Raw genomic sequence first — 15,250 nt, 5'->3', positions numbered from 1 at the left:
ATTGTTGTAGTTAGGCATACCGACAAAGTTGAGCGTCAAGGTCAAATTTAACGGACAACGCTTTAAAGTACGACAGTAGCAGGTCTATATCGGCAATGAGTTGCCATTGGTAAAGGCAAATATTCTTAGAAAGATTATACCAGGTAGAATGTTTTTTGCCATTGGGCGATCGCAAACTTTGCCGCATCTTATCTTTTGAACCTTAACTTCGCCTGCTTGCTCGAATTAGCGCCTTTTTCAAGAAAAAACTATTTGGGAAAAGCTTACCTTTGTGTTGGCTCTAGGAGCTTGTTTGCTTGGGCGGATTGACTATTTACATCCTTTTGGTAATTACCGTACTTTTGCTCACTCAGTCTAATATAGCAAACTGATCTGTCTATCAGTCTTGAGGATGATTAAATTAATTTTCAATTCTGAGAAAGGTCAGCCGTTTATTCAAGTTATAGTTTTTACTTGTCGGACATAACTCAGACAGGGGAAGGGTTTCAGCGCGAAGAAGTTCTATTTTAGAGGCCGATATTTTGATGTAGCGTGTGGCAATAGATGGCCAAATATATAAGTAGAGTATTGGCGTACAAGCGATCGCGCAAAAAAAAGATTCACAAAAAATTTGTACAATTAGCGGGCAACTTTACCGAAAATTTATAAAACATAAGTGTTTTTGTGAATAGTATAAACACTTGCTTTTTAATAGCGATCGCTTTAGCGTAAATTCGTGACAGCCAAGACAGCAATAATAACAAAAAGCGATCGCCTTTTTGAAGCGATCGCATACCAGCCAATATTCCACTATAGCCTTTAACTATTCGGTCGTTGTAGGATTGTCTCCGCAACGCGCCGCTTGGCTTTGGGGTCGATGCCAATCAGACGCACGTACTTCCCAGTATGTTCAGCCAAGCATTCTTCTAAAGCAGCGATCGCATCCGTCGCCTGAGTAGCCTGGATTGGGGCGCAACTTTGCCAAGATTGGGTAGAAAAGCGCCGCTTATCCGCATATTCTGCACCAATGCGATATCCTTGTGCGAGTATCTGGCGTACCTGCTGCTGACTATCTGAACTTAGTTTGGTACTTTGTTGAGCGTTGCTGGTGTGACCATTACCCAAATTAGGCTCATGAAAGTGCGTTGGTTCGTTCGCTAACTCATTACGGACGACTGTCTTCCGGTTTTCTTTGGGTAGAGTTGTCACCTTATTAGCATCTACAACCTCTTTATTAACCGGATTAGGCGATCGCCGCCCGGTATTGTACTCTTCTACCAAGCGCGTATTCTGCACTCGCTGCTGTTCGTTAACCATCACGTTGCCAAATTCGATTAAACGAGACAGGCGGAAATCCGGCTTTATAAACGTTGGTGGCCCCTCAACGCTGTTCACCACTCTAGAGGAAACGCGGCTAATCCCTGTTTGGTGAATGAACTGGCGAATTTGTTCGTCGTAAATGCGCGATCGCACTGCACTAAAAAAGTCAATCGCTTGATTGGGGAAGCTATCTACTAACTGTTCTATCTCACTACGAGACAATCCATCTTTCTCAAAAATCCCGGCGATGATACCAATCTTGTCGTCTCGGTCGGGTTCCCAGTAGAATTTGTCCATCCTACCATCCCGAATCAACGGCGCGTATAGCGTAGATAAGTCATTGCCTGTGACAATTATGGGTACGCGGTGCAGGGGTGTTGAGTCATAACTCCCTGGAAGTTGCACATCTGTAGGGTTATCGGCAATATTCATCAACGTGCCATTCACCAACTGCGTATTCACAGTATATTGGGTGCCTTGGTCGAAGCGTCCCGCCCCGGCATCAAGATCGTTGATCATCAGCACGCACATTTTACCGCGCACTTTGATGAATTCTGCTGCTTCCCGATAGCGCAAGCGAATTAAACGTCCGGGATCTCCAGCATCAGGACTTTCCAATTCTCCAGCTGACATATGGACAGCATCGATGCCCATCTGCTCGAATACTAACTCGCATTGAAAGGATTTGCCTTCTCCCTTGCGTCCATGAATTCCCAGAATTAGAGGAACTCGTACTCCAGGGAGGTCAAGATAATTTTTGGTGATGTGAACCGCAAGTTTATCTAAAAAGCGGGGAGAAATGTAGTATGTCATCGGTCTGTTGTTGGCGATCGCGCAAGATGCTTATTGTTAAGATTTTATTACAAAAGCTCCTTTATAAACGCGCGATCGCTTTTAAATTTGAACAATTCGAGTTAATGGAACTAAGGCATTGAAATGGCGGGAAGATGCCGTACAAGAAGAACGGCGAGAGATGGCGGAGAACCTGCTCATCGTTCGATGTGGTTCCCTGGATGAGGAACTAAGTAGCGCGATCGCACTAATGTTACAGTTCCCCACAGAAGAATTGACTCGTCTGTTGCTAACTCTTTCTCGCGAGGAGTTATTGGAACGGTTTGGCGGAAGTTCTAATTAGTGCGTGAATGCGATCGCGTTTATTGAACCGCATTAGCGTTAGCCCTTTAGCCATGCGCGTTAGCCCTTTAGACACTAAGGACGCGAAGGAAGAAGGGTAAAGGCTAAGACTTAAAATACTCAAAATAGATAGTTGAGTCACACTCTAATCTATCAAATCGTCCGATGGGAAGGCTTTTAATTTCTTCCCACTCTTTATGTATTTTATTGCGGTTACGAACAATTATTTCTGGTATTTTATCTCTAGTAATTGCCTGAGTTATCTTTACGCTTTCCTTAAGAAAAAGCATCCATTGAGGCAGATTAATTGCTAAAGGATTACCAGAGTAAGTGAATACTTTCATAGCGTTTCCGCTTGCTGCTATGGCATGAGCTAGAAATAACATTTTGTGAAGCTTGAGATTAGACTTAATTTAATACAGTTCTTTACTTGACACAGAAGAATGCAGAAGATATTGAAGTTCTTCTGCATTATCTAAAGATGAAAGGTAGTGATAGCCCCGCACTATAATCTCGATTACAGCAATAGGAATAGACATTGTAGCAAAGTGTCTGAGGTCATAACCATTTAGATACATCCATCTAGATATATCTGCAATAGTCAGATTGCTTGAACCAAAGGAACCAAATTGCATTAGTTGAAGAAATGCCCACCCAGGTATAGGAACTCCCATCTTAGTACACATATCTGAAACAATATGCCCTAACCAGATTAAAGGAGCAAAAACTTTGTCTGTTGATGAGACATCAAAGGTCTTCAAGATTTGGATATTTCCATCAATATCAAAAGCAGTCATTGACCCATTGAAGATATCTAGTGTCCCAAATATAAGACCAAATAATGGATCGTGACCAAGGCTCAACAATCGATGTGTTTTAGGGTTAAACCCTGCAATGTTGGAGTTAATAATTTGATCGTAAGGAACTTTACAAACTTCCTCACACCACTTTAAAAAAGGATTTAGTTTGCCCCCATTTTCAACCCCAAGTGTTCTCAGCCAGCCAGTAAAGTTACTTCCTCCTTGCTGATACTTTCCCAAGTAGCTAATATCTTTAGGAATCTTTACTACTAAAAAATCAAGAACAGAAGCGACTAATCCGGCAATACCAACTATTCCATAATCTAAACCCGACAAGTGAGGAAGAGTATCCGGGTTTCTAAAAACCTCTTCTTTGACTCTAGCCTCAATAAGAGGATTATTGCTGAGGAAAAAATCGTCATCCCATTTTAACTTACTTGGTTGAGGAAATAGTCCAGAATCCGCCTCTAATGTGTTTTCTAAAGAGACTCCTGTATCCTTAGCTAAATTGAGTAGCTCATAGTGTAGCTGTCTTAATCTGTCTGAGCCTTGCTCCTGCTCTTTACAAATTTTTTCAGAGCTTAAACAAATTTCTTTAATTCTGTGAGATGATTCTGATAGTTCCTCATTCCAAGCGGGTAATTGAGACATATTAGTCACCTCATTGATTAGATAAATCTTGATTTCTCTTCAAAGCGTTCCTTAAAAACTCAATTGACTTCTCAAGATTTTCTATTTCTTTCTTATTTTTATCGTGGTTACGAGACAACTCATTTAACTTATCTTCAAGAGAGCGAATTGCTTGCCTCTGCTCTTTAATAATTTCTTGGGCTAAACGGATGTCTTTTTGAATGTAAACAATCTCCTTCATAATAACTTCTAGTTTAGCTGCTTGTGTTAGAGCCATATCTGGGGATTGAGCAAATAAATTACCGACTCCAACACCAGCGCCAGCGCCAAGAATTGCACCACCAGCAACAATTACTGCAAAACCGCCAGCCATCCCAAAGCCTCCTGCTGCGATCGCGCCTCCCCCAAGAGCAGCTAAAACGGCTGATACTGCTGCTGCTCCAGATAAACCTGGTGCTAGAATCGGTGCGAGTAAAGCAGCTATAGCAGGAGTGAAAAATGCTGCTACTACCACCAGTAGCACTGCTCCAACTACGCCTAATATCCAAGGATTGAAACCTCCTTTAATGCCTTCAATTGCTTCCTTGTAGTTAGACTGAAATCGTTCAACAACGTCTGGGTCTATATCTAGTGTTTTAGCGAAAAATCTTAGCTTTTTTTAAAGCTTTTCTTCATCATAAATTCTCAAGTCTTTGAATACTTCACTGTTATCACCAAGCGAATAATAAGGTTTAAAAAGTGTTAACTCTAATAAAACAAGATATAAATTTAATTTATTGGCTTCCAGAACTGTAAGTTCTTTGACTGATTTTTTAAGCGGCTCAAAATCTGTAAGTAAGTGAAAGGAAATATTAGTAACGGTATCTTTATCAATTTGGCTCTTTAGAAAAAGTTCTGTTGAATCTTTCCACTTAGATAACCATTTGCGCTTAAGTGATTTTTTATCAAGATTGGTTTCATACTCAATATCAGCTAGTACCAAGTGGTACTGATAGCTAAACATGATTCTAGTTTCTTCGAGAGTTAAACCAAATTCTTTCATGGTTTGCCTTCCTAGAGAATAATTACGATAGCCCGTCAGTATGAGATAAGCTAAATTAAGTACAGTCTAAACAAACACATGAAGGCGGAGAAGGGTAATTATACTGAAACGAGAAAGATAAATTGCACCCTATTTTTTAGCTGTAACATTGGAAAAGGCGCGATCGCACTTTTATAATCACTCCAAGGCGATCGCGTCTTCGCTCCACAACCTAAAAATAATAATATTGGGATGCGATCGCTCTCATCTTCTGATCAATAAAAAGAGCGATCGCATCTATTTTTTCCGGTTTAAATAAGGGATATCGCCCCTATTATTTAACTCAATTCATCTGGATCAATACCCAACTCGCGCAGTTTTGCTGCTAGCAGTTCCGCTTTAGCTTGGGCGGCGGCGGCTTCAGCTTGGGCGGCTGCAAAAGAAGCGATCGCATCCTCTTCTGGAGTTAGAATCATCTCGCCGGACTGTGTAAACCAGCGCAACCAAACGCGGTTGATGCGTTCGTAACTACCTTCCCACAAACCTAAACTTAGTCCTAGTTCTGGAACCGAAAAGCGATCGCTTTCTGGGGTCATGGATTCGTAGTGACCCCCAACTAGATGAAAAGCTTGAACTTCATTCGTGTAGCGACTGAAAACAAAGTAATAAGGAACGCGCAGAATTTGTTCGTAAACTCGCCATTTAGTCGGCGGTTTTCCTGTTTGGGATGTCCTACCCAAGTCTTCATCTTCCGTACCGGGGACAATAATTCAACTACGACAAACGGACTGACTTGTTCTTGCCACATAACGTAACTCATCCGCAAGTCGCGACCTTCGTAGAGTCGAGAAACTCCCACAACTGCAAACCAGTCAGGACGTTTGTACCAGTTGGGATGATGCCAGTCATAGTATAGGTTTAGGTCAGCACCAACAAAAACCTCCTCCGGATTGTAGTTAGACGGCTGGAAGGTTTGGCGCAGCATCGGGGGCTGAAATTCGTGATATTCGTCAGGTAGACCAGGTTCCTCTGGGTCTTCGCTTGGCAGATCGTACATCGTCGGCAAAGTTTGCCGGGGTGAAAGAGGCGGATCGGATTGAGCTATTGAGCGAGGAAAGCTAGTCACGGCTGATATCTGGCGCTACGGATACTTTACAGGATATCAACTGTTGGAAGTGAGGGCGATCGCAATACGGTTTCTTATAGAAAACGCCGTAAAACCCACGTCTTTCAAGCGTGGGATATAAGGCGAAGAGCGCGCAGGGACGGAGCTGACCAATAAATATTCCAACGAAGCCACAAAACTCGCATTAGGAATGTTATGTGGATGGACTAATATAAAAGGCATGGTAGCAAGATCGAACCATGATTGTTTACGAGTTCAAGGTTAAAGGGAAAGAAGCTCAGTATCGAGGGATAGATGAGGCGATTCGTACTAGCCAATTCATCCAAAACAAGTGCTTGCGCCAATACGACCTGAATAAATACTGTGCCGTCCTCGCAGCCCAATTCCCTTTTGCCGAAGAACTTAACTCAATGGCTCGACAGTCTGCGGCAGAACGAACTTGGAGTGCGATTGCTCGGTTTTTCGACAACTGCAAGAAGAAGGTTTTGGGTAAAAAAGGCTTCCCGAAGTTCAAAAAGAATTGTCGCTCAGTTGAATACAAAACTAGCGGCTGGAAACTTTCTCCCAATCGAAAAGCTATCACTTTCCGAGATGGGAAGAACATAGGAACCCTGAAGCTTAAAGGAACCTATGACCTTAACTACTATGACATTAAGCTTCTTAAGCGAGTTCGATTAGTCCGTAGGGCTGATGGATACTACGCTCAGTTTGCAATTGATGTCAAAGTTAGGGTTGAAACCAAACCAACCGGAAAAATGGTAGGGCTGGATTTAGGGTTAAAGTTCTTCATTGCCGATAACGAAGGGAATACAGAACCTTGCCCTCAGTTCTACAGGAAATCAGAGAAACAATTAAACCGGGGAAATCGCCAGAAGTCCAAGAAGTTCAAGCGTGGTGCCAAACCGCAGTCCAAAAACTACCACAAGGCGAGAAACCGATATGCTCGGAAACATTTAAGAGTAAGTAGGCAGCGAAAAGAGTATTGCAAGCGAGTCGCATACTCCGTTATCCAATCTAACGATTTGGTAGCCTATGAAGAGTTGAACGTAAAAGGGCTGGTTAAAAATCGGCGTCTGGCTAAATCTATCAGTGATGCAGGATGGTCAACATTCCGCCAGTGGCTAGAGTATTTTGGCTTTAAATATGGGAAGGTTACTATTGCAGTACCTCCTCACAATACAAGTCAAAATTGTTCTAGCTGTGGCAAGAAAGTGAAGAAATCCCTATCAACAAGAACCCATGTGTTTCCACATTGTGGATTCATTGAAGATAGGGACGTGAATGCTGCCATCAATATCCTGAAACTAGCACTCAGTACGGCAGGGCATGCCGGAACTTACGCTTGGGGAGATTTGCCCTCTTGGGCGATTGGAGCAATCCTGTCGTTTAACGGCGAGTCCGCGAACCAAGAATCCCACTCCCTATCTTCGGTGGGAGTGTCAAAAGATAATGCAGCCTACCCAACGCATTTGTAGAGACGTTCTATCTTCACATCTCTAGGACTTACGCACTGGAAGGAAATCAATTTCCTAGCCCAAAGCCCAAGTCAGTTTCAACTAACTAAAAAAGCTCAAACCAACCCATTTCAATGGGTTTGAACTTTGAGCCGGAACTTTAGTTCACGGCAAGTGCGTAAGTCCTGATTTCTACAAAAGTCAATTCCCACAAACACCCAAAACCCTTATATGGAAGCGCACTCCCCAATTTCCAACAAAAAGGAGAGGTAAACTTCTCTACCTCTCCTTTTTGAATAATTTACGATCGCATTGCAAAAGCAAAAATCTAAAATGATTTTTTGCCTTTTACATGATTACCGTATTAATAGCCTCTTTGGTTGGGCTTGGAAACGATGAAGCTGAGAACTTGGCACTGCTTCACGTTATCAAAACCTACGACACGGATGTAGCCGGCGGAATACTCAGAACGGCAAGCTTTTACTTCGTTGAGAACTTCTTGTGTGGAGCCTGCATTGAACAGAGGCAGTTTCCACAGCGTCCAGTAGTGCTGTTCTGGGTTAGACTCTTCGCTGAATTCTACGGCTGGGATATACCCTTGGTCGAGAATGTATTGAACTTGTCTGCTAATTTGGGCATCGCTGAGCGGTGGCAAGTAGGAGAGGGTTTCGTAACGACGCTCTTTAGGTAAAGTTCTCATGGTTGGTGTGAATAGTTTCCTTGTGTGTATGTCTGCTGAAAGTTCTGTCAGCTAACAATCGAGGTTATCCAGGCTCGCCTGGTGCATCGGTTTGCGGTTCGGGCTGGGAACTGGGGTCAGGTAAATTGAATTGCGTAATTCGCTCCAAATGCTGACGCCGATATCCCACATTGGACTGCTGAATGCCAGCACGAACCATCTCAGGCAAAAAGTCTGCTACTTCCTCTGCAAGATGCTGACGCACGGTCAGAATCCGCAATGCGATGTCTGGTTTCTCCCGGAGTAATTCCAGTAGGTAAGCTTCTCCATCTTGGATTTTGCCCGTTGAGGAAAAGTTACTCAGCCAGATTGCCGAAGGAGGATTTGTCTCGCTCAACTGAGCGACAGTAATTTTTACTGCTTGATAAGTCAAGTAGCTAATCAGCGTCTTAGCAGTGTCTTTGGCAACTTGTTTGAGATCCATTTTTGACCCCAGCCACAGCAATTTTAGATTTTAGATTTTAGATTTTAGATTCTATTAGGTTAATCCAAAATCAGGCGATCTTTTGGGAAGAATCAATCTCCCCAAAAATCGCTTCAAAATCCGTAATCCAAAATTGATTACAGAGTGTCCATTGCCTCGAACTCGAACTTGATTTCCTTCCAAAGTTCGCAAGCAACAGCCAACTCAGGACTCCACTTGCAAGCTTCGCGGATCACGTCGCCGCCTTCGCGCATCAGGTTGCGTCCTTCGTTACGAGCTTGGACACAAGCTTCCAAGGCAACACGGTTGGCAGTAGCGCCAGGAGCATTACCCCAAGGGTGTCCCAAGGTGCCGCCGCCGAATTGCAGGCAGGAATCATCGCCGAAGATTTCAACCAACGCAGGCATATGCCATACGTGGATACCACCGGAAGCTACGGGCATCACACCAGGCATAGAAGCCCAGTCTTGAGTGAAGAAGATACCCCGTGCGCGGTCTTGTTCGATGTGGTCTTCGCGCATCAAGTCTACGAAGCCCATCGTGATGCCTTTTTCGCCTTCCAGTTTACCGACGACGGTACCGGAGTGGAGGTGGTCGCCACCAGACATCCGCAAGCACTTAGCCAATACGCGGAAGTGGATACCGTGGTTCTTCTGACGGTCGATCACGGCGTGCATGGCGCGGTGAATGTGCAGCAGAATACCGTTACGGCGGCACCATTTGGCGAGGGTGGTGTTAGCGGTGAAGCCACCCGTCAGGTAGTCGTGCATGATGATCGGTGTGCCGATTTCCTTAGCGAATTCAGCCCGCTCCATCATTTCTTCGCAGGTGGGAGCAGTCACGTTTAAGTAGTGACCTTTGATTTCACCTGTTTCAGCTTGAGCTTTTTCGATGGCTTCTTGTACGAACAGGAAGCGATCGCGCCAGCGCATGAAAGGCTGGGAGTTAATGTTTTCGTCGTCTTTGGTGAAGTCCAAACCACCGCGCAGGACTTCATAGACAGCACGACCGTAGTTCTTAGCTGATAAACCGAGCTTCGGCTTAATCGTACAACCCAGCAAAGGACGACCGTACTTGTTCAGTTTGTCGCGCTCAACGGTAATCCCGTGAGGAGGGCCTTGGAAGGTTTTCAGGTACGCAACAGGAATTCTTAAGTCTTCCAAGCGCAGCGCACGTAAGGCTTTGAAACCAAACACGTTGCCCACCAGAGAGGTCAACAAGTTGGTAACAGAACCTTCTTCAAACAAATCCAGGGGATAAGCAATATAGCAAATATATTGGTTGTCTTCGCCTGGTACTGGTTCGATGTCGTAGCAACGACCTTTGTATCTATCCAGGTCTGTCAGCAGGTCTGTCCATACTGTTGTCCAGGTACCTGTGGAAGATTCAGCAGCAACAGCAGCTCCAGCTTCTTCTGGAGGAACACCAGGCTGAGGCGTAACCCGGAAAGCCGCCAAGACATCAGTATCTTTGGGGGTATAGTCTGGGGTGTAATAGGTGAGTTTGTAATCTTGAACTCCGGCCTTATACCCAGTCTTCGTCTGAGTTTTTGTTTGAGAGTAAGCCATGTCTTCCTTCCTGAGGGAATTCTGAAGGTAGTTACGGGTTTTGAGCGCTCCCGTACATCTTTCTTTATTGTTTTTTAACTATACCAGTAAGGTAATAAGTTGAAATTCCAATCTTTTTCTGACTTCCATAACTTTTATTTATTAAAACAAATCGTAATATTTTTTTACACAGAAATCCTTGACATATTGGCTCAATTAATAATTCCAATATTTTTTTGTGGAACAAGCGATCGCGCACCAAATGTTGTATATTAATAAACTTTCTTTAAAATAACGATCCTCAAAAGAGCCGAAGCATAGACACTTATTGGAACTAAGGCAAGCATTGTGTAGCTGAGGCAAGATTAAATAGAGTAGGTTCAATCCTGTATACCAGCCAAATGAAGAGAGGCGCGATCGCAATGGCATTTTTGAGTAGGCGTATTGGTTTGTTTATCAGTGCCACACTGCTTTCTGTGAGCCTGCCACTGTGGGGAATCATCCAATCACAGCACACCAATAATAGCCGCGTACTGGCTCAACAACCCGTCGAGATAGACCGGGGAGACGACCTCCGCACCTATCCACCATCATCAGCACCACCTGGACGCAGACCCTTGCCTCCGGAACGCCGACGACAAGAGGCAACTCCTTTGCCTGCCGATTTTCGCATCACTGCCTTGCAGCCTGGGTATACTGGCAGTCTCTGGGTTGGTTCCTGGCAGAGTTTAACGCGGATTAATCCCAGCACTGGCAACATATTGGCGCGAATTAGTCTGCCCAACTACACCATCGGCGCGATCGCCCAAGACCGAGTAGGACGAGTTTGGGTAGGAACCTATGAAGGGCTGGTACGGGTAGACCCTCGTAGTAATGAAGTGACAGCGCAAAATTTCACCCTACCTTCTAATCGAGTATTGTCACTGTTAATTGACCGTCGAGGCTATTTGTGGGTAGGAAGCGATCGCGGTCTTGCCATGATCAGTCCCGACCAGGGATTACTGATGACAACGGTACAAAAGCTACCCGGAGTGTCTGCTAACGCCCTCACCCTAGATCGAGAAGGTCATCTGTGGGTAGGAACACTTGAAGGGTTAGTGCGAATAAATACCGCCAACGCCTTTATCCTCAAGCGGGTGAAAGATATCCCAGGCACCACAGTACAAGCCCTCACCCTAGATTCCGACGGGAAGATTTGGGCAGGAACACCCAACAGTTTGTTAGTCATTGACCCCAAAACAGGTGATGTGTTGCGTTCTGTAACTCCATTGCGGGGACGCAACGTTACCTCTGTGCGCTTTGCACAAGATCGCAGTGTTTGGGTAGGTACAGAGAACGGTCTGCTGAGATTGAATCCCACTACTGGCGCTGTCTTGGATCAAGTTGCCAACCTCCCTTCTAGCCGGATTCTTTCCCTAGCAGCTGATGTCAGTAATAAGTTGTGGGTAGGAACCAGCGAAGGACTGGCTTGGATCAGCTTGACAACCGGGCGCGTCACACCACATTTAGCCTTTGTTCGTGGCGAGGACAACGAGCAAGTGTTCACTCCGTAGCTATACGGAATAATTCAGCAGGAAGTTGAAGTTTAATACCGATGACTTCTAGTTAATTAAGCTTGACACTTCCATGCTGAAAAAACTTGCCAAAACAATTGCCAGTGTTGCTATTGCTGCTGGTGCTGTATCTACTATCGGTCAAAGCGCGATCGCACAGGCTACCAATCCCGGAGACATTGCAATTAATACCATCCGCATCGAAAGCACCCTTGATGCCAGTGCTAGAGTGCGCCAGGGTTATTTTGAAGTTCCTAACCGAAATACTACCGTTTCTGCCTTCGGTGGTCGGATGCGCTTGTATGATGCTCACATGGCGCGGATGATTGCCTTGAGTCATCAATTCTACTGTCAGCAACCCTACTCTAGTGGAATTGGAAAGGTAATGGTGTGGGGCTACCGCGCCAACAACGGTTGAATCAACATGGGTACTTTTAATATGCCCTGCACGTTGGTAGAGCAGACAGTGAGCGCCTATGGTCTTGGTAGATCAGTACCAATGGAAGTAGAGCTTCCGGACGGATCTTTGACATTCTCCCCGACCAAACATACGTTATGGTCGGGGATTCCCCAGGATTGCTCCAAGGGTTTCCTGCCTCAATGGGTGCCAACTAGACCGAGTGACCTCAGCCCCCGCCGCATCCCCTCCGCAGGCAATTTGCTCTACGACTTGCCCAGCCGCAGCGATACCGCGCTCTCTAATTACTTGTGCTGAAGCTACGTCCCGGTCAGTGATGTATCCGCATTCCGGGCAGCGATGAATCCTAACGCTTAAGTCTTTTCTGACTTGGGCGTGACATCGGGGACACTCTTGCGAAGTTCCGTTCGGATTGACTTTGGCAAAATGCGTCCCTCTCTTCCAGCACGTCCAGCTCAAGATGTTGAGAAATTGCCCGAAGCCAGCATCAAGGGTATGCTTGCACAACATCCCCCTGGACATGGCTTTCAAGTTCAAGTCCTCAGCAATTATTGTCTGAGCTTGGTCGCATAAGTAATGACTTGTCTTAAAGTGAAAGTCTTTACGGGTATCTGAGATTTTCTGGTGAACTCGCGCAATTTTTTGGTTTAACTTGCGGCGATTCTTCGACCCCTTCTTCTTATTCCTCAGTCTGCGTTGGAGCAATTTCAGCTTCCGGTGCAATGAGTTAAAGAATTTGGGACGAGCTACAAGCTTTCCATCCGATGTAGCGAGAAACTTCTCTAATCCAAGGTCAATGCCAATGACATGACCGTGGAAGTTAGGCTCTGGAATATTTACGTCTAGCTGTAATGACAGGATGACGAAATACCCAGAGGGTCTGCGTACTATCCGAGCCTGTTTCAACTCAAAAGAGTCTGGGATGGGGCGAGACATTCTCATCCTTACCCATCCGAGTTGAGGCAGCTTAACTGCATCCTTCCTCAAGGGATTCTTGAGCATCTGAGGGTACACGTAGCTACGCATCCGAGCGTAGTTCTTGAACCGAGGAAACCCAAATCCTCTTTCCCTCATATCTTCAAAAGCTCTATCCAAAGTTCTCAAAACCTGTTGCAGAACTTGAGCGTTAATCTCTTTAAGTCCTGAATTGGCCTTTTTGGCTTCTGTAAGAGCTTTTGCTTGTTTGTGGTAGTTCGGGTAAGGTGCGTCTGCTGGAATGATGTACTCAGATATTAACGAGCAAGCGTTAACCTCGCACTTGCGAGATCCAACCCAGTCCTTGCGTTCCCTTAACGCAAAGTTCCAAACCTTGCGGCAGACATCAAGCGTTTGCTCAATGGTCGCCACTTGCTCTGGAGTGGGGACTAGCTTGTACTCGTAGGAAAGGGTGAACACGCTTACACGGATACTATATTTGTGTAGATATTTTATCGTAAAACAGAAAAGGAATATACATCGAGTACATTCCTTTTCTTTGAGGGGTCCATGTACCTACACCCAAGCCGATAAGCTATGGGTGTAGGTACATGGACCCCTCAAACTCCCCCGTTAAGATAGTTTTTAGTTAGTAGTTAAGTAGGGCGGGTCATACCCACCCTATTATTAGCTAACAACATCAAACCTCAAGACGCTATAAATCGCGTCTAGAACAAAACTCCTAACTTGTTTATGGCAATCACCACCCAGCAATTAATCCAGTGGAAACAGCAACAGCGTCCAATTGTGACGCTGACAGCTTGGGATTATGCGATCGCGCAACTATTAGACGCAGCTGAGGTGGATATCATCCTAGTGGGAGATTCGCTAGGGATGGTGGCGCTAGGATATGAAACAACGCTCCCATTAACGCTGGATGAGATGATACACCATGCCTCAGCGGTGTGTCGTGGTGTCAACCGGGCGTTAGTAATGTGCGATTTACCGTTTTTGACTTATCAAGAAAGTTCCCAACAAGCGATTCACTCGGCGGGAAGAATTTTGAAGGAAACGGGCGCTCAAGCGGTGAAAATGGAGGGAGGATATCCGGCAATGGTAGAAACTATTGCTAGAGTCGTGCAAGCTGGGATTCCGGTGATGGGTCATGTAGGTTTAACGCCGCAATCGGTACATCAGCTAGGCTACCGACAACAGGGGAAAACACCAGAAGCAGGAGAAAGAATTTTACTTGAAGCGATCGCTCTTGAACAAGCTGGTGCCTTTGCCGTTTTGTTGGAACATATCCCCGCCCAGTTAGCGTTGCAGATTACTCAAAAGTTGTCGATTCCCACCATTGGGATTGGTGCTGGTGTTCACTGCGATGGACAGGTACTCGTCACCGCCGATTTATTAGGATTTTCCTCTCGACAGCCGCCTTTTGCCAAATCTTACGCCAATCTGCGAGAAACAATTACCCAGGCAGTACAGGATTTTAGCGGCGAAGTGCGATCGCGTCAATTTCCATCGCAGCAACCTTAAACGTAGAGTTACGCAAAGTTTTATTTTGCGTAACTCTAGGCTATCCTTGGCGTTCTTTGCGTTTAAAAATGAATTTGGATCATAATAGCGGGTCAAGAGGCTCGCAAAAATTGTTCGCACCAAGCTGAGCCACATACATCAAAACGGGGGTTACTAAGAGGCTTGGGCAAAGTTTTGTTGCTGCCAAATGTCCCATCATTAAGGCAAATTTTCCATTTACCAGCTCGTTGCGAAATTCTTCCTGACAGATAACAGCACGGCATTTTTTAGCTAAACCGGCGAACCATTCTGCATTAGCTATCTCTGGTTGCTGTCCCACTCGAATTGCCAGCACCATCGCCGCATCTTCTAAATCTCCTTCACAATCTTCTATCACATCCAGAGATATTAGAGCATCGGGATAATCTGCCAAATCAGAGCGAAATTTTGCAATGTCTTCGGATGTAACTATAGTCATGGGATTGTTCTTAAAAGTAGTCTAGCTAAAACTCAGCTAGGCAATTACAACCATTGTGCCTCACCCAAAGAAAAAGGTGGGGTGCGATTCGTTGTAGCGTAAATCACGGTACCCAGTCCGTACATAGCGCTACCAGCCCGTAACACGGCTGAACTCTCGGATAGATACAGGTGAAAGTCCTGTCCATCCGACTC

General features: G+C 45.2%; 16 protein-coding genes and 1 pseudogene. 5 read left to right on the top strand and 12 right to left on the bottom strand.

Going from position 1 to position 15,250, the window contains the following annotated elements; translation table 11 throughout:
* Positions 1-10: 10 nt before the first annotated feature.
* Positions 11-187 carry a hypothetical protein gene (locus tag H6F74_RS28750; protein WP_190445515.1) on the bottom strand — a complete coding sequence of 59 codons (177 nt, stop codon included), beginning with the start codon at positions 185-187 and terminating at the stop codon, positions 11-13.
* A gap of 611 nt (positions 188-798) precedes the next feature.
* Positions 799-2,112 carry a ribulose bisphosphate carboxylase small subunit gene (locus tag H6F74_RS28745; protein WP_190445514.1) on the bottom strand — a complete coding sequence of 438 codons (1,314 nt, stop codon included), beginning with the start codon at positions 2,110-2,112 and terminating at the stop codon, positions 799-801.
* A gap of 118 nt (positions 2,113-2,230) precedes the next feature.
* Here H6F74_RS28745 and H6F74_RS28740 point away from each other — a divergent pair, with 118 nt between their 5' ends.
* On the top strand, positions 2,231-2,434 hold the full coding sequence (locus H6F74_RS28740; protein WP_190445513.1) for a hypothetical protein: 204 nt from the start codon (positions 2,231-2,233) through the stop codon (positions 2,432-2,434).
* 103 nt (positions 2,435-2,537) lie between these two features.
* Here the strand turns inward: H6F74_RS28740 and H6F74_RS28735 are convergent, their stop codons facing one another.
* From H6F74_RS28735 to H6F74_RS28715, 5 genes and pseudogenes are all read right to left on the bottom strand, one after another.
* On the bottom strand, positions 2,538-2,777 hold the full coding sequence (locus H6F74_RS28735; protein WP_190445512.1) for a hypothetical protein: 240 nt from the start codon (positions 2,775-2,777) through the stop codon (positions 2,538-2,540).
* 69 nt (positions 2,778-2,846) lie between these two features.
* Positions 2,847-3,884 (bottom strand): hypothetical protein, encoded by a 1,038-nt coding sequence (locus H6F74_RS28730; RefSeq protein WP_190445511.1) that lies wholly within the window; start codon positions 3,882-3,884, stop codon positions 2,847-2,849.
* A gap of 10 nt (positions 3,885-3,894) precedes the next feature.
* The gene (locus H6F74_RS28725) at positions 3,895-4,377 is read right to left on the bottom strand and encodes a hypothetical protein (RefSeq protein WP_190445510.1); all 483 of its coding nucleotides are present in this window, start codon (positions 4,375-4,377) and stop codon (positions 3,895-3,897) included.
* A 144-nt stretch (positions 4,378-4,521) separates the two neighbouring features.
* Positions 4,522-4,905 (bottom strand): hypothetical protein, encoded by a 384-nt coding sequence (locus tag H6F74_RS28720; RefSeq protein ID WP_190445509.1) that lies wholly within the window; start codon positions 4,903-4,905, stop codon positions 4,522-4,524.
* 317 nt (positions 4,906-5,222) lie between these two features.
* A pseudogene (locus H6F74_RS28715) lies at positions 5,223-5,941 on the bottom strand (Uma2 family endonuclease).
* Between the two features lie 308 nt (positions 5,942-6,249).
* On the opposite strand from H6F74_RS28715, the gene H6F74_RS28710 reads away from it, so the two are divergent.
* Positions 6,250-7,485, top strand: coding sequence for an RNA-guided endonuclease TnpB family protein (locus tag H6F74_RS28710; protein WP_190445508.1), 1,236 nt, complete (start codon positions 6,250-6,252; stop codon positions 7,483-7,485).
* Between the two features lie 343 nt (positions 7,486-7,828).
* On the opposite strand, the gene H6F74_RS28705 is transcribed toward H6F74_RS28710, so the two are convergent.
* From H6F74_RS28705 to H6F74_RS28695, 3 genes are all read right to left on the bottom strand, one after another.
* A complete protein-coding gene (locus H6F74_RS28705) occupies positions 7,829-8,164 on the bottom strand; it encodes a ribulose bisphosphate carboxylase small subunit (RefSeq protein ID WP_190417469.1) in 336 nt (111 codons plus the stop codon).
* 64 nt (positions 8,165-8,228) lie between these two features.
* Entirely contained in the window at positions 8,229-8,627 is a 399-nt protein-coding gene (locus H6F74_RS28700; RefSeq protein ID WP_190445507.1) for a chaperonin family protein RbcX, read from the bottom strand.
* Between the two features lie 137 nt (positions 8,628-8,764).
* Entirely contained in the window at positions 8,765-10,195 is a 1,431-nt protein-coding gene (locus H6F74_RS28695; RefSeq protein WP_190417467.1) for a form I ribulose bisphosphate carboxylase large subunit, read from the bottom strand.
* A 380-nt stretch (positions 10,196-10,575) separates the two neighbouring features.
* Here H6F74_RS28695 and H6F74_RS28690 point away from each other — a divergent pair, with 380 nt between their 5' ends.
* Together H6F74_RS28690 and H6F74_RS28685 are read left to right on the top strand one after the other, a co-directional pair.
* Positions 10,576-11,727 carry a two-component regulator propeller domain-containing protein gene (locus H6F74_RS28690; protein WP_242022616.1) on the top strand — a complete coding sequence of 384 codons (1,152 nt, stop codon included), beginning with the start codon at positions 10,576-10,578 and terminating at the stop codon, positions 11,725-11,727.
* 73 nt (positions 11,728-11,800) lie between these two features.
* Positions 11,801-12,145 (top strand): hypothetical protein, encoded by a 345-nt coding sequence (locus tag H6F74_RS28685; RefSeq protein WP_190445505.1) that lies wholly within the window; start codon positions 11,801-11,803, stop codon positions 12,143-12,145.
* Between the two features lie 135 nt (positions 12,146-12,280).
* Here the strand turns inward: H6F74_RS28685 and H6F74_RS28680 are convergent, their stop codons facing one another.
* A complete protein-coding gene (locus H6F74_RS28680; protein WP_190445504.1) occupies positions 12,281-13,540 on the bottom strand; it encodes an RNA-guided endonuclease TnpB family protein in 1,260 nt (419 codons plus the stop codon).
* Positions 13,541-13,813: 273 nt separating this feature from the next.
* Here H6F74_RS28680 and panB point away from each other — a divergent pair, with 273 nt between their 5' ends.
* Positions 13,814-14,599: a 3-methyl-2-oxobutanoate hydroxymethyltransferase gene (gene panB / locus H6F74_RS28675; protein WP_190445503.1), complete on the top strand. Its 786-nt coding sequence runs from the start codon at positions 13,814-13,816 to the stop codon at positions 14,597-14,599.
* A gap of 79 nt (positions 14,600-14,678) precedes the next feature.
* Here panB and H6F74_RS28670 read toward each other — a convergent pair whose 3' ends face one another.
* Entirely contained in the window at positions 14,679-15,056 is a 378-nt protein-coding gene (locus H6F74_RS28670) for a hypothetical protein (protein ID WP_190445502.1), read from the bottom strand.
* Positions 15,057-15,250 lie beyond the last annotated feature (194 nt).

It is taken from the genome of Trichocoleus sp. FACHB-90 (assembly GCF_014695505.1).
Classification (GTDB): domain Bacteria; phylum Cyanobacteriota; class Cyanobacteriia; order Cyanobacteriales; family FACHB-T130; genus Funiculus; species Funiculus sociatus.
The sequence above is the reverse complement of the archived record's forward strand: the minus strand, read 5'-3'. Positions and strand labels throughout refer to the sequence as shown.